The organism is Aequorivita capsosiphonis DSM 23843 (assembly GCF_000429125.1).
Classification (GTDB): Bacteria; Bacteroidota; Bacteroidia; order Flavobacteriales; family Flavobacteriaceae; genus Aequorivita; species Aequorivita capsosiphonis.
Genome location: NZ_AUBG01000006.1, coordinates 297,372 through 311,894 on the forward strand (window position 1 = coordinate 297,372; position 14,523 = coordinate 311,894).

The following is a 14,523-nucleotide window of genomic DNA, read 5'->3' on the forward strand; positions in this document are numbered from 1 at the left end:
AATTTGTTAATAACTTAAACTTCTTAAATAGCGTAAACCCTTCATTTTATTGGGGATTTCGTTATATTTGTTCGTTACGAAAAAAACTGAAAATCATTCAAGTAATTATATGAGCGAAGAACAGAAAAAAGGCAGCTACGGCGCCGACCAGATTCAGGCTTTGGAAGGAATGGAGCACGTGCGTATGCGCCCCTCCATGTATATTGGCGATGTAGGCCCACGCGGTTTGCACCATTTAGTTTATGAGGTGGTGGACAACTCCATCGATGAGGCTATGGGTGGCTACTGCGACACGATTAGAGTGGTTATAAACGAAGACAATTCGGTGTCTGTAGAAGATAACGGTCGTGGAATACCTGTAGATCTCCACAAAAAAGAAGGTGTTTCGGCACTTGAGGTTGTGATGACCAAAATTGGAGCTGGTGGTAAGTTTGATAAAGATTCCTATAAAGTATCCGGTGGACTCCACGGGGTTGGGGTTTCGGTAGTGAACGCGCTTTCTGAAAAGTTGACTGCTACTGTTTATCGCGACGGTAAAATATGGGAACAGGAGTTTGCGCGTGGAAAAGCATTGTCTCCAGTAAAGGCTATCGGTGATACAGAGCTTCGTGGTACCATAGTTAACTTTAAGCCAGATCCTGAAATATTCCATCAGACTCTTGAATATAGTTATGATACCCTTGCAAGTAGAATGCGGGAGCTTTCGTTTCTAAATAAGGGTTTGACGATTTATGTTACGGATAAACGCCATACGAACGAAAAGGGTGAAGTTGAAACTGAAAAATTTCACAGTGAGGAAGGTTTAAAGGAGTTTATCCGCTTTTTAGATGGTAACCGAGAGCCTATTATTGCTGAGGTGATTTCAATGGAAGGCGAAAAGAACGATATTCCTGTTGAGGTTGCCATGGTTTACAATACCTCTTTTAATGAGAATCTACATTCTTACGTAAACAATATTAATACGCACGAAGGAGGAACCCACCTAGCAGGGTTTAGATCCGGGTTGACGCGTACTTTGAAAAAATATGCAGACGCTTCCGGAATGCTCGACAAGCTCAAGTTTGACATTGCTGGAGATGATTTCCGTGAAGGCCTGACGGCCATTATTTCGGTTAAAGTACAAGAGCCTCAATTTGAGGGGCAAACAAAAACGAAGCTAGGTAACCGCGAAGTTACTTCGGCAGTAAGCCAGGCTGTTTCTGAAATGCTTGAAAACTATTTGGAAGAAAATCCAAATGATGCCAAAACCATAGTTCAGAAAGTAATTCTTGCCGCACAGGCACGTCACGCCGCTAGAAAAGCTCGTGAAATGGTACAGCGTAAAACCGTGATGAGCGGTGGAGGTTTGCCAGGGAAACTTTCAGATTGTTCGGAGCAGGATCCTGAAAAATGTGAAGTGTTCCTAGTAGAGGGTGACTCTGCGGGTGGAACTGCAAAACAAGGTCGTGACCGTAATTTTCAAGCTATTCTTCCGCTTCGAGGTAAAATTCTTAACGTGGAAAAAGCAATGCACCACAAAGTTTTTGAAAACGAAGAAATTAGAAATATTTATACTGCATTAGGTGTAACCATTGGTACCGAAGAAGACAGTAAGGCACTTAACCTTTCAAAACTACGCTATCATAAAGTAGTGATTATGTGTGATGCGGATGTGGATGGTAGCCACATTGCAACATTAATTCTGACCTTCTTTTTCCGTTATATGCGCGAACTAGTTGAAGCTGGTTGTGTCTATATTGCAACACCACCACTTTATTTGGTGAAAAAAGGTGCTAAAAAAGATTATGCTTGGAGTGATAAAGAACGTGATAGATTAAACGAAGAGTTTGGTGGTAGCGCTTCTATTCAACGTTATAAAGGTCTGGGTGAAATGAACGCAGAGCAACTTTGGGATACTACAATGAACCCTGACTTTAGAACCCTTCGTCAAGTAACTATTGACAACGGTACGGAAGCCGATAGAGTATTCTCTATGCTTATGGGCGATGAGGTGCCACCAAGACGTGAATTCATTGAGAAGAACGCTGTTTATGCGAATATCGATGCTTAAGCCTTTCTAAATCTTATATAATTAAAGACTCTCTATATGGGAGTCTTTTTTTTGCTTAGTTTTATGAAAATACTAAATATGAAATTATTTCTATTTCTAAAATGTGGGATGTTGTGTTTGATATCTACGCTGATTTTGTCTTGTAATCAACGAAATAATATAATTCAAAATTCTTCAGAAGAGGTGAATTATAACGTTTTCGAAAGAGATTCCATTGTTGATCATGTTATGTATTCAGTGAATCGACTTCCAATCAATTCAGAAAAAAGGAGAGTGACATTAGATAGTGCTATTGCCGAATATCCTTCCATAGCCTATTTTCAGCAACAACGTGCTATGCCATTATACAAACAAGATAAGGATGAATTAGGGAAGCCGTTTCTGGAGAAAGCAGCTAAACTGGATCCTCAAAGATATTTGGACTATAAAGCTTTTATGGAGTGTGTTTTTTCACAAAACTATAGAGATGCTATTTCAGATTTTGAAAAATATTTGGAAATGTTCGGTGAGGGATATGTAATGGATCATACCTATTATTTTTACATGGGTATAAGTTATTTGCAACTGAATGAGTTTGAAAAGGGAAAAATTTATTTAGACAAAAGTATAGCGCAGATAGTGGCTGAAAGTGGACAGGATTGGGTTCATCATCTAGATTTGATGTATCTGGGAATTGCAAATTTGGAATTGAACGATTACGAAAATGCAATCAAAGCTTTTGATGAAGCCTTGGTGAAATACCCAAGTTTTGGAGATGTAAAGTTTTACAAAGCTATTTGTCTTTTTAAACTAGGGAATGTTGAAGAGGCAAACAAGTTATTGGAAGATGCCAAGGAGGATGTTTTAGCTGGGAACACTATAAATGAGGATAATGTAATTTATGAACGCTATCCATACCAAGTTAGAAGAACCTGGTTTGGGCATCCATGAGATCTTTGGAATTTATTTAGTGTACTTTGGTTTTTAACCCTATATTATCTTTAATTTAAGCAGATATTGGTACTTTTGCGCAACTTATCTCACTTATTGGATCAGCTCACGCTAAAAAGTTCTAATTCAATAATTAATAATAATTAATAATAAATAATAAAGATATGAAAGTAACAGTTGTAGGAGCAGGTGCTGTTGGCGCAAGTTGTGCTGAGTACATTGCCATCAAAAATTTTGCAAGCGAAGTAGTTTTATTAGATATCAAAGAAGGTTTTGCCGAAGGAAAGGCAATGGACCTTATGCAAACCGCATCTTTAAATGGTTTCGATACTAAAATTACCGGTGTAACTAACGATTATTCAAAAACTGCAGGAAGCGATATTTGTGTAATCACAAGTGGAATTCCGCGTAAGCCAGGCATGACTCGTGAGGAGTTGATTGGCATAAATGCTGGAATTGTAAAGGAGGTTTCTTCAAACCTTGCAAAACACTCTCCTGATACTATTCTTATCATTGTAAGTAACCCAATGGATACTATGGCTTATTTGGTTCATAAAACTTCGGGACTTGATAAAAACAAGATCATTGGAATGGGTGGTGCATTAGATAGCGCACGTTTCAAATACCGTTTGGCAGAAGCTTTGGGCGCGCCAATCAGCGATGTTGACGGAATGGTGATCGGTGGTCATAGCGATACTGGAATGGTTCCATTAACAAGACTGGCAACTAGAAACAGTGTTCCAGTTTCAAAATTCATTTCGGAAGATAGATTGAACAAAGTGATGGAAGACACCAAAGTAGGTGGAGCTACACTTACAAAACTTTTAGGAACTTCAGCTTGGTATGCGCCAGGAGCAGCAGTTTCAGGATTGGTTCAGGCAATTGCTTGCGACCAAAAGAAAATGTTCCCTTGCTCCGTTTTGCTTGACGGCGAATATGGAATGGATGACATCTCCATAGGAGTTCCAGTAATTTTAGGTAGAAACGGAATCGAAGAGATTGTAAAAATCGAATTGAGCGATGCCGAAAAAGCACATATGAAACAAAGTGCCGAAGGTGTTCGTAAAGTAAATGATCTGCTCGAATTATAAATCCTAGTTTCATTTGAAAATAATTAAACCTGTCAGGTTTTCAAAACCTGACAGGTTTTTTCATTAGTTAATTTCAAAACGCAAAAGTCTTACATCTTTTTTTTACCCGCATTTAGAAGATCCACAATCCTTGCAAGTCAAGCATCCTTCCTGATAAATAAGGGAGGTGCTATTACAGTTTTCACATTTTTGCTTTCTTGCCTCAGTTCCGTCTGCAACATAGCGTTTTAAAGCTCGCGCAACGCCGTTTTTCCAAGTGTTGATACTTTCCGTGTCTAATTGCAAACTGTTGATTAATTCTACAGCTTTTTCAATTGGCATTCCGTGGCGAAGCGTGCTGGAAATCAATTTTGCATAGTTCCAGAACTCTGGGTTGAATTTATGTGAAAGTCCTTCAATAGTGGTTTTGTAACCGCGTTTGTTTTTATACTGAAAGTCATAACGAGAAGTTCCGTCGTCGTTTCTGTTTTTGATGATCAATCCATTATTCACCCAACGCGGAATCAAAATTCCATCTTCATCATCTGCAAAACCAGTAAAGATTTCATAAGGCTTTCCGTCAATTAGGCCGATAAAGGCAATCCATTTGTCTTTGCTGTTTTGGAAACGCACCACGTCTGCTTCCAAAGTTTCGGGGCGTTTGGTTGGGAATGCGGTAAGGGTGTCGTTTTCTTCTTCTTTCTTTTCATCATTGGAGATCAAAACTCCAGAACGAGAGCCATCACGATAGACAGTAACGCCTTTACAGCCGGCTTGCCAAGCTTCGAGATAAAGTTTGCCAACCAATTCTTCCGTAGCATCGTTTGGTAGGTTGATGGTTACTGAAATAGAGTGATCCACCCATTTTTGAACGGCACCTTGCATTCTTACTTTGCTCAACCAATCCACATCATTGGAAGTTGCTTTGTAATACGGTGATTTTTTCACAATTTTGTTCAGTTCTTCTTGACTGTAATTTCTATCTGTGTCAATTCCTTGAACTTCCATCCACTGCTTAAACCTGTGATGGAAAACTACATATTCTTCCCAGCTGTCGCCCACTTCATCCACAAAATCAATACGCACGTTTTTGTCATTAGGATTTACTTTTCTTCTTCGTTTGTAAACGGGCATAAAAACAGGCTCAATACCAGAGGAGGTTTGCGTCATTAAACTTGTTGTTCCAGTTGGCGCAATGGTAAGCAAGGCAATATTTCTTCTGCCGTATTCCAGCATATCGTAATACAGCTTTTCATCTGCATCTTTTAGGCGAAGAATAAATGGATTGTCTTTTTCTCTTTCGCTGTCAAATATTTTAAAAGCACCTCTTTCCTTAGCTGCATAAACGGATGCGCGATAGGTTTCCAAGGCTAATGTTTTATGAATTTGAACTGAAAACTCAGTTCCTTTCTCACTACCGTATTTTATTCCCAAAGCGGCCAGCATATCACCTTCTGCAGTTATCCCTATTCCTGTTCTTCGGCCTTCTTCCGCTTTTCTCTGAATGTTTAACCAAAGATTTTTTTCCACAGCTTTTACTTCTTCTGTTTCTGGATCTGCATCAATTTTTGCGAGAATAGCGTCAATTTTTTCAAGTTCTAGGTCAATGATATCGTCCATTATTTTTTGGGCGATTACGATATGCTTTTTGAAAAGTTCAAAGTTGAATTCCGCTTTTTCCGTAAACGGGTTTTCAACATAAGAGAACAAATTGATTGCCAATAAACGACAAGAATCATAGGGGCAAAGTGGGATTTCGCCACAGGGATTTGTAGAAACGGTTTTGTAGCCAAGATCTGCATAGCAATCTGGCACAGATTCATTTATAATGGTATCCCAGAAAAGAATACCTGGTTCGGCAGACTTCCAAGCGTTATGCACAATTTTTTTCCAAAGTTTTTCGGCTTCAATTTCTTTAGAATATTTTGGATTATTGCTGAAAATAGGATATTTCTGTGTGTAGTTTCCTCCATCTTTTACAGCCTGCATAAAGCTGTCGTCCATACGTACAGAAACGTTCGCGCCGGTAACTTTGCCCTGCTCCATTTTGGCATCTATAAAATCTTCAGAATCTGGATGGTTTATAGAAACCGATAGCATCAATGCACCTCGACGACCATCTTGAGCCACTTCACGTGTTGAGTTTGAATAACGCTCCATAAAAGGAACAATTCCCGTTGAGGTTAAAGCTGAATTTTTTACAGGTGAACCTTTTGGACGGATGTGTGAAAGGTCATGGCCCACTCCGCCGCGACGTTTCATAAGCTGCACCTGCTCCTGGTCTATCTTCATGATTCCTCCGTAAGAGTCGGAATCACCATTATTCCCAATTACGAAACAATTTGAAAGTGATCCAACTTGATATGGATTGCCAATTCCCGCCATGGGGCTTCCTTGAGGGACGATGTATTTAAAATCTTTAATGGCGTCAAAAACCTCTTTTTCAGTCATCGGATTTTGATATCGCTGTTCAATGCGTGCTATCTCACGAGCGATACGGCGGTGCATATCATCCGGTGTTTTTTCGTATATATTTCCGTCTGAATCTTTTAGGGCATATTTGTTTACCCAGACTCGAGCAGCAAGGTCATCGCCTTTAAAATATTCTACCGAAGCTTCAAACGCTTCGTCTTGAGTATAGGTTTGTTGAGTGGGAATGGCTGTTTTTATTGACATATGTTTGAACTTAATTTAGGAAGCTATTATTTCTACTTTAAAGTATGTAAAGATAGCAAATTAGCAAGGTCAATATGAAATTAAAAATTTGAAGTTGTCAAGAAATTGATGTTAATAAACTTATAGTCAATAATATAAATATTTATCAACACTAAAAAGTTGACAAATATTTAAAATAAGTTTGGAGATGCGATATATTTATGTTTCAAAGACTATTTAATCTTAAATACTTTGAAATAATGATAAAAATCATTTTTTGGAAGTCACTGTGAGTGTTATCTTTGTGTCGTGAAAAACATACTTCTCATAACAATCACTTTAATAATGCTTACGAAGCCTATGTGGCCCGTATTGGATTATGTGGCGAATTATGATTATATAGTAAACACGCTTTGTGAAAATAAAGACAAACCAGAGATGGAATGTAATGGAAAATGTCATTTGAACAAAGAACTAGCAAAAGAGGCTGGCGCAGATGATAAAAACCCGTTAAACAGCAAAACCTCCAAAACTGAAATTCCTCAGATTATTATTTCAGAAAACATTAAAGAATTTAGTGTTGCTTGGGGAACCGAAATTACTTCTGAAGAAAACCTAGGCTATATGCCGAATTTAATTCCTTCTCTTTTCATTTCAAAAATTCTTCATCCGCCGCAGTTGGGGTAGTTTAAACTTTTATTTTTTCTACAAGGCGTTTATAGTGATCCCGATAACAATCGAGAAAAGCATTCTCCTTGTAGGTATGTAAACTTCCTATAAAAACTCGAAAATGAAAATATTTATAAGTGTGTTTCCTTTAAGGGGAACGCTTGTAGGTTGCCTTTGGTGTGCTTTGTTTTGCGGTATTTTTACGCCGAAACTATCTGCCCAAGAAACTCCTGCAGACAGCCTAAAACTAATTAATCTTACTGAAGTGGTCGTGATTTCTACCGGTAAAAAGCTCGATCATCAAAAGCAGCGTAAGCCCTTATCTACGCTCGACGAATTCTTAGAATCTTCCCGCAGTATCAATATGGTAAAGCGCGGCGCATACGCTTGGGAACCAACCATGAACGATATGGCTTCAGAGCGATTGGCTGTAACCATAGATGGGATGCAGATTTTTGGTGCGTGTACCGATAAAATGGATCCGATAACTTCTTATGTTGATGTATCAAACCTTTCCGAAGCCCAAATTGGTTCCGGACAACAGGGCGCAGTATTTGGGAATACCATTGGCGGCGGTATTAATTTAAAACTGGACAAAAGTAATTTCAAGCCAACTGGCTGGAATGGCTCTTTGGAAAGCGCTTTTGAAACCAATAATAAAATGCGTGTTTTTGGTGGTGAGTTGAATTATTCTGATGAAAAGTTCTATGCGAATACTGATGTTATTTATCGAAAAGCTGATGATTATAAAGCAGGGGGTAATAAGGAAGTCAATTTTTCACAATTTGAGAAATATAATTTCTCGGTTAATTCCGGCTATAAACTGACTGATGATAAATTTATTTCGGCTACCTTAATATATGATGAAGCGAAAGATGTTGGTTATCCGGCATTAACAATGGATGTTTCCTTGGCTCGCGCGGTGATTGGTTCGGTGAGCTTTAATCAGGATACTTTGTTTGGCAATTTAAGCAACTGGGAGTCGAAAGTGTATTACAACACTATTAAGCACGTGATGGATGACACCACGCGTCCAGATGTTGTTATACATATGGATATGCCGGGATGGAGCGAAACTGCTGGGTTTTATACGCAGGCAAATTTCAACAAGGAAAATAATCACTTCTTTTTTAAGATGGATGGGTTTTACAATAAATCTTACGCAGAAATGACGATGTATCCAACCAACAGCAACGAACCCTTAATGTTTATGTTGACGTGGCCAGATGTGCACACCAAAGATGTTGGGTTTTATGCTGAAGATCATATCAATTTTGAAAAATCTTCCTTAAAACTTTCCACTCGCTTGGCCTATCATTCCAACGCCGTGGCGGATGACTTTGGATTGAACAGCTTAAAAATCTTTTATCCCGAAATGGAGAAAACAAATTCTCGGTTTTTAAAAAGCTTCTCAGCTCAATATCATACACCGCTCAGTGATTTTCATTTTAACGGAGGAGTTTCTTATGGTGAGCGTGCGCCTTCTGTTTCGGAAGGATATGGTTTTTACTTGTTCAACAGTTTTGATAATCACGATTATATAGGCGATCCAAATTTGAATACGGAAAGCTCAGCAGATGCGAATGTTTCCCTAACCTATAAAAGACCGGTTTTTGAGATTACCGCAACTGCAAATTACTTTCACATTTTTGATTATATCATAGGGAAAGTTGACAGTTCGTTGAGCACAATGACTATTGGGGCTGACGGGGTGAAGATTTATACGAATCTGGAATATGCGCAGCTTTTTAATGCTTCGTTTTCTGGGCGTTATAATATTTCGAATGCATTTAAGCTAACTGGGAATCTTTCGTATCACCGCGGAGTTGATAATGATGGCGAAAACTTGCCGTTAATCAGTCCGGTTTCTTACAGAAGTGCGCTGGATTTTTATAAAAACCAATACTCCGTATCGCTTTCGGTGGAAGGCACAGGAGAGCAAACCAATTATAATCCTGCATACGGCGAAACAAAAACCGCTGCTTATGCCACACTTTCAGCGAGCTTCGGAAAACGTTTTTTTATCAATGAGAGTGATCTTTTTGTAAAAGCAGGAATTCAAAATATTTTTGATACATACTATTCTTCCTATACCGATTGGAACAACATTCCAAGAATGGGTAGGAATATTTATACAACAATTTCTTATTCTATCAATTAATTACAAAAAAATATAAATTTTATGAAAACACTTAAATATATATTCGCGCTTCTTATTCTTTCGGTTTCATTCGTTAGTTGTTCTTCAGACGACGATGAAAACATCCCAATTGAAACAAATCCGGTAGAAGGATTAAATAAAATCTACGAGTTTTCCGAAGCGGATCATTCCGTAGAAATCTATTCAGAAAAACAAATCCTTGAAGTAGGTTACAATGAAATTTCTATAAGAATTAAAGATTTAACAAATGACAAATACATCACAAATGCCAGAGTAACTTGGATGCCGATGATGCATATGGCAACTATGGAGCATTCTGCCCCCCATAGTATGTTGAGTAATTCAGAAGAAAGTTCAGTTTATAAAGCACATATCGTTTTCCAAATGGCAAGCAACGATACGGAATACTGGGATTTAAGGCTTAATTATTCAGTGAACGGTCAGCCAATGGAGAAAGAATTTAGCATTAGCGTAGTGCAGCCCGCGGATGGTTTGAAGAAAACACAGGTATTTACAGGAAGTGACGATACCAAGTATGTTTTGGCTTTTATAAATCCAAAAGCCCCTAAAGTTGCGCTGAATGATATGCAAGCTGTGCTTTACAAAATGGAAAGTATGGTGAGTTTCCCAGTTGTTGAAAATTATAAAATAACTGTGGATCCAAGAATGCCAGGAATGGGTAATCACAGTTCCCCAAATAATCAAGATCTTACTTACAATGCTGCGACAAAGAAATATGAGGGAAAACTATCACTGACCATGACTGGTTTCTGGAAGATTAATATGAAGCTTTTGAATGAAAATGGAGTGGTTTTAAAAGGTGAAGATGTTACAGAAGACCATCTAACGAGTAGTTTGTACTTTGAGCTGGAATTCTAAAATAGGACTTAGGATGAAATGATCTTCCTTAAGCTAGTAGGCGTAAGACATAAGAATAACTTTTTAGTCTTACGTCTTATGTCTCACTGTCCTATGTCTTTTGAAGTTATTTTTCTATATTTGGCGCGTGAACTGGAGATGGTACATTACCGGAGTAATAGTTGCGCTTGCTTTTTTTGGCATGAGCCTAGGCCAATCAACAACAAACCCGAATCAGGAGATTGTTGTTCGGTTTAATGCTGCGTCTATAAATTCTGATGAGGTACAGCTAGCAATTGCCGATATACGAAGCCAGTTAAAGTCTATAGGCATAGAAAATGTTCACGTTTCAGAAATTGTAAACGGCAAATTAAAAGTAACTTACTTTAGTGATAAGGATGTTGCCGTAATAAAGGATTTATTTCTTCATCAAAACAAACTTCAACTTGGGGATACGGCTTTCAATGAAAAAGAAGGGCCTTCAAAATTACCTTTTAATAAAAACTCCAACACCTATAAACTTGATGTAATTAAAATTCAGCAGAATCCTAATTCTGATGTAGGTTTTCACGGTACCCTTGTTGATATTAAGTCTTTAAATGATCAATATTTAAAGCCGATAGTATCTCTGGCTACTTCTGAAGTGACTTTTAGTTTAAAATATTTGATTAAAAGGGAAGCTTGTAAAATCTATCCAGATATAAGGCTTTTAATAAACAATTCTGCATATAAAATTCCTGAAGTTAGGGCGGGGCCTCTTGCCCAGGAATTTTTCTAACGAAACTTTAGTAAAAAAAATCAGTCAAAAATTGATAAAAACGAACTTGTTTTTTCAATTGAAAGATGTACTTGTGTTTCGAAATTCCTATCACTTCAAAAATTAATTTTAAACAATCATCAAAATTGTCAGATTAAACCGTAAATCATATATTTGCGCGCCCAAAATATGGGCTAATAAAAAAATCTGACCAAAAAACATACACATGCAAAACAAAGGATTAATTACTGTATTTGCCATCCTCTTTGGACTGGTGAGTATTTATCAGCTTTCTTTTACGTTTGTTGCCAGCAAGGTAGAAGGTAATGCTAAGGAATTTGCGCAAAGCAAATTTTCTGAAGATGAGCCCCACGAACGGGAAGCCGCGGCAGCACGTTACTTAGATTCTGTAGCTACAAGCCCAGTATTCTTAGGGATAGATTACAAGACAGCTCAAGAAAAGGAATTGAATAAAGGTCTTGACCTTAAAGGTGGGATTAACGTTATTCTTCAAGTTTCTGTAAAAGATATCTTGAAAGGACTTGCAAACCATACTAAAGACCCTGCTTTTAACCAGGCTTTAGAGAAAGCGTCTGAACTTCAACAAAACAGTCAAGATACTTACCTCGAATTGTTTTTCAAGGCATTTGACGAGATTCCCGGCGAAAATAATCTTGCATCTCCAGACATCTTCTTCAATAAAAATCTTGAAGATGATATAAACGTGGGAATGACCAATTCTCAAGTTAAAACAGTTATTGAAAGAAAAGTTGACGAGTCTATTACTTCTGCTTTTGAGGTTTTAAGAAAACGTATCGATAAATTTGGGGTTACTCAGCCAAACATTCAACGTTTAGGTAAATCAGCAAGAATACTTGTAGAGCTTCCTGGAGCAAAAGATGTTAGTAGAGTTAGGAAGTTACTTCAAAGTACTGCCCAACTTGAATTCTGGGATGTTTACAAATTTGAAGATGTTGCTGGTTTCCTTCAAGCTGCCGATACTAAAGCAGGTGAGATAGAAATGGCGAAAGCTGGTGCTGAAACTGAAACCACTAAGCCTGTGGTAGATTCTACGGAAACAGAAGAAGATGACGTGAGCAAGCTATTGGGCGGACAAGATGTGAATGATTCTCTTGTTGATGACAATAAGGCGAACCCAATACTTTCAAAAATGGTTTCATTAGGTACTCAAGGAGGTCCTGTGATCGCTGTTTTTAGATTAAAGGATACTGCAACAATCAATGCTTATTTGCGCAATCCTCAAATAAAATCATTGTTGCCAAACGAACTTCGTTTTGCTAAACTAGTTTGGGGATTGCCAGAAAGCAATCCACAATTGAACGGAGAAGAAACAACTGCTTTATATGCATTGAAAGGAAACCGTGACAATGTTCCACCACTAGGAGGGAGTGTAGTTGTTGATGCAAGCCAAGAATATGACAACTTGAGCCGCGTAGTGGTTTCTATGCAAATGAATGGTCAAGGTGCTAAAATTTGGGAACAAATGACTGGTGATGCATACCAAAATCAAAGTCAAATTGCTATTGTTCTAGATGATATTGTTTATTCTGCTCCAGGTGTAACATCTGGTCCAATCGCGGGTGGACGAAGCCAAATTTCAGGAAATTTCACTGTACCACAAGGTCAGGATTTAGCGAATGTTTTGCGTGCAGGTAAATTGCCTGCTTCTGCAGAGATTCTTCAAGGAGAGGTTGTAGGACCAACATTGGGTCATGAAGCTATTAATAGTGGGGTTATGTCCTTCTTGCTTGCACTTGGGATTGTACTTTTATGGATGATCTTCTACTACGGAAAAGCAGGTATTTTTGCCGATATCGCTTTGATGGTAAACATTTTGTTCATCTTCGGAATATTAGCCGGACTTGGTGCGGTACTAACGCTACCTGGTATTGCCGGTATTGTATTGACAATTGGTATGTCTGTGGATGCGAACGTGCTGATCTTTGAGCGTATTAAGGAGGAGCTCGCAAAAGGTAAGGCACAGAAAGATGCCATTAAAGATGGTTTCAACAATGCACTTTCCTCTATTCTTGATGCCAACATCACTACGGGTCTTACCGGTTTGATACTTTTGGTTTTTGGAACTGGACCAATCCAAGGTTTTGCAACTACCTTATTAATTGGTATCGCAACTGCTTTATTTACTTCCATTTTCATTACAAGACTGTTTATTGATAGTTATACCAAAAACGGTAAGGCATTGCCTTGTTCTACTTCATTGACGAAAAATCTTTTCACCGATGTGCATATCCAGTTCCTGAAAAAGCGTAAGATTGCTTATATCTTTTCTGCTATCATGATTTTGGTAAGTCTTACATCTTTATTTACCATTGGTTTAAACCAAGGTGTTGATTTTGTTGGTGGGCGTACTTATACCGTTCGTTTCGCGAAAGATGTAAACTCGGCTGAAATTCAAGACGATCTTATTAAGACCTTTGGAAGTGCCGAAGCTAAGACTTATGGTGGAGATAATCAGTTAAAGATAACAACCAAATATAAGGTTGAAGAAACTGGAACAGACGTGGATAACGAAATAGAGCATATGTTGTTCGAAACCGTGAAAAAGGAGATGCCGGCAGATATGACCTATGAAGAGTTTGTAGGTGATAGTGAGGGTAAGACTATTGGTAGAATGGAATCGTATAAAGTGAGTCCAACTATTGCAGATAATATTAAGAAGGATTCCTTCTGGGCTGTACTTGGAGCATTGTTAGTGATGTTTCTTTACATCTTGTTGCGTTTTAGAAAATGGCAGTTTGGTCTTGGGGCTGTTGCGGCAATTTTTCACGATGTGTTGATTGTTCTTGGTATTTTCTCACTAACCTATAGATTTATGCCTTTCAGCATGGAGATTGACCAAGCGTTTATTGCGGCCATCCTTACGGTGGTGGGTTACTCTCTGAATGATACGGTTATTGTATTTGACCGTATTCGTGAGTACTTTGGAGAGCATCCAAACTGGAAAATGGGTAAAATTGTTGACGTTGCCTTGAATAGTACATTAGGAAGAACCTTGAATACTTCATTTACAACTCTTGTGGTATTGTTGTGTATGTTCTTCTTTGGAGCAGAGTCTATACGCGGATTGCTATTTGCTATTATCGTAGGTATCTTTGTGGGTACCTATTCATCATTGTTTATTGCAACGCCACTTATGTATGACAGTGTGAAACGTAAAAAGGTTGAAGATCTAGTTAAAAAGAAAGAAGAGGAACCGGTTTTAGAGGCCTAAGCTTCTCCTTTCTTAAGTAATAAAAAAGACCTTTCCATTAAGTTGGAAAGGTCTTTTTATTTGTAGTAAGCACTAAATAAAAAATGTGCTTGATGTAATATGAAAAGTGTAAAGCTTATC

Annotated in this window: 9 protein-coding genes; 8 read left to right on the forward strand and 1 reads right to left on the reverse strand. The window is 38.1% G+C overall.

All coding sequences use genetic code 11. The features are described from left to right. Positions 1-109 precede the first annotated feature (109 nt). From gyrB to mdh, 3 genes are all read left to right on the forward strand, one after another. Positions 110-2,050, forward strand: a complete 1,941-nt coding sequence (gyrB, locus tag G440_RS0105895) for a DNA topoisomerase (ATP-hydrolyzing) subunit B (protein WP_026450458.1) — start codon at positions 110-112, stop codon at positions 2,048-2,050. 78 nt (positions 2,051-2,128) lie between these two features. Further along, positions 2,129-2,980: a tetratricopeptide repeat protein gene (locus G440_RS0105900; protein WP_245574834.1), complete on the forward strand. Its 852-nt coding sequence runs from the start codon at positions 2,129-2,131 to the stop codon at positions 2,978-2,980. Positions 2,981-3,144: 164 nt separating this feature from the next. Beyond that, a complete protein-coding gene (gene mdh, locus G440_RS0105905; RefSeq protein ID WP_026450460.1) occupies positions 3,145-4,071 on the forward strand; it encodes a malate dehydrogenase in 927 nt (308 codons plus the stop codon). Between the two features lie 102 nt (positions 4,072-4,173). Here the strand turns inward: mdh and G440_RS0105910 are convergent, their stop codons facing one another. Next, positions 4,174-6,726: an adenosylcobalamin-dependent ribonucleoside-diphosphate reductase gene (locus G440_RS0105910; protein WP_026450461.1), complete on the reverse strand. Its 2,553-nt coding sequence runs from the start codon at positions 6,724-6,726 to the stop codon at positions 4,174-4,176. A gap of 324 nt (positions 6,727-7,050) precedes the next feature. On the opposite strand from G440_RS0105910, the gene G440_RS20585 reads away from it, so the two are divergent. From G440_RS20585 to secDF, 5 genes are all read left to right on the forward strand, one after another. Next, on the forward strand, positions 7,051-7,392 hold the full coding sequence (locus G440_RS20585; RefSeq protein WP_157417877.1) for a hypothetical protein: 342 nt from the start codon (positions 7,051-7,053) through the stop codon (positions 7,390-7,392). 103 nt (positions 7,393-7,495) lie between these two features. Further along, positions 7,496-9,535: a TonB-dependent receptor plug domain-containing protein gene (locus G440_RS0105920; RefSeq protein WP_026450462.1), complete on the forward strand. Its 2,040-nt coding sequence runs from the start codon at positions 7,496-7,498 to the stop codon at positions 9,533-9,535. A 21-nt stretch (positions 9,536-9,556) separates the two neighbouring features. Next, the gene (locus G440_RS0105925) at positions 9,557-10,414 is read left to right on the forward strand and encodes a hypothetical protein (RefSeq protein WP_026450463.1); all 858 of its coding nucleotides are present in this window, start codon (positions 9,557-9,559) and stop codon (positions 10,412-10,414) included. Positions 10,415-10,541: 127 nt separating this feature from the next. After that, the gene (locus G440_RS0105930) at positions 10,542-11,171 is read left to right on the forward strand and encodes a hypothetical protein (RefSeq protein WP_157417879.1); all 630 of its coding nucleotides are present in this window, start codon (positions 10,542-10,544) and stop codon (positions 11,169-11,171) included. Positions 11,172-11,376: 205 nt separating this feature from the next. Continuing rightward, positions 11,377-14,403, forward strand: coding sequence for a protein translocase subunit SecDF (secDF, locus tag G440_RS0105935; protein WP_026450465.1), 3,027 nt, complete (start codon positions 11,377-11,379; stop codon positions 14,401-14,403). Positions 14,404-14,523: the final 120 nt, after the last annotated feature.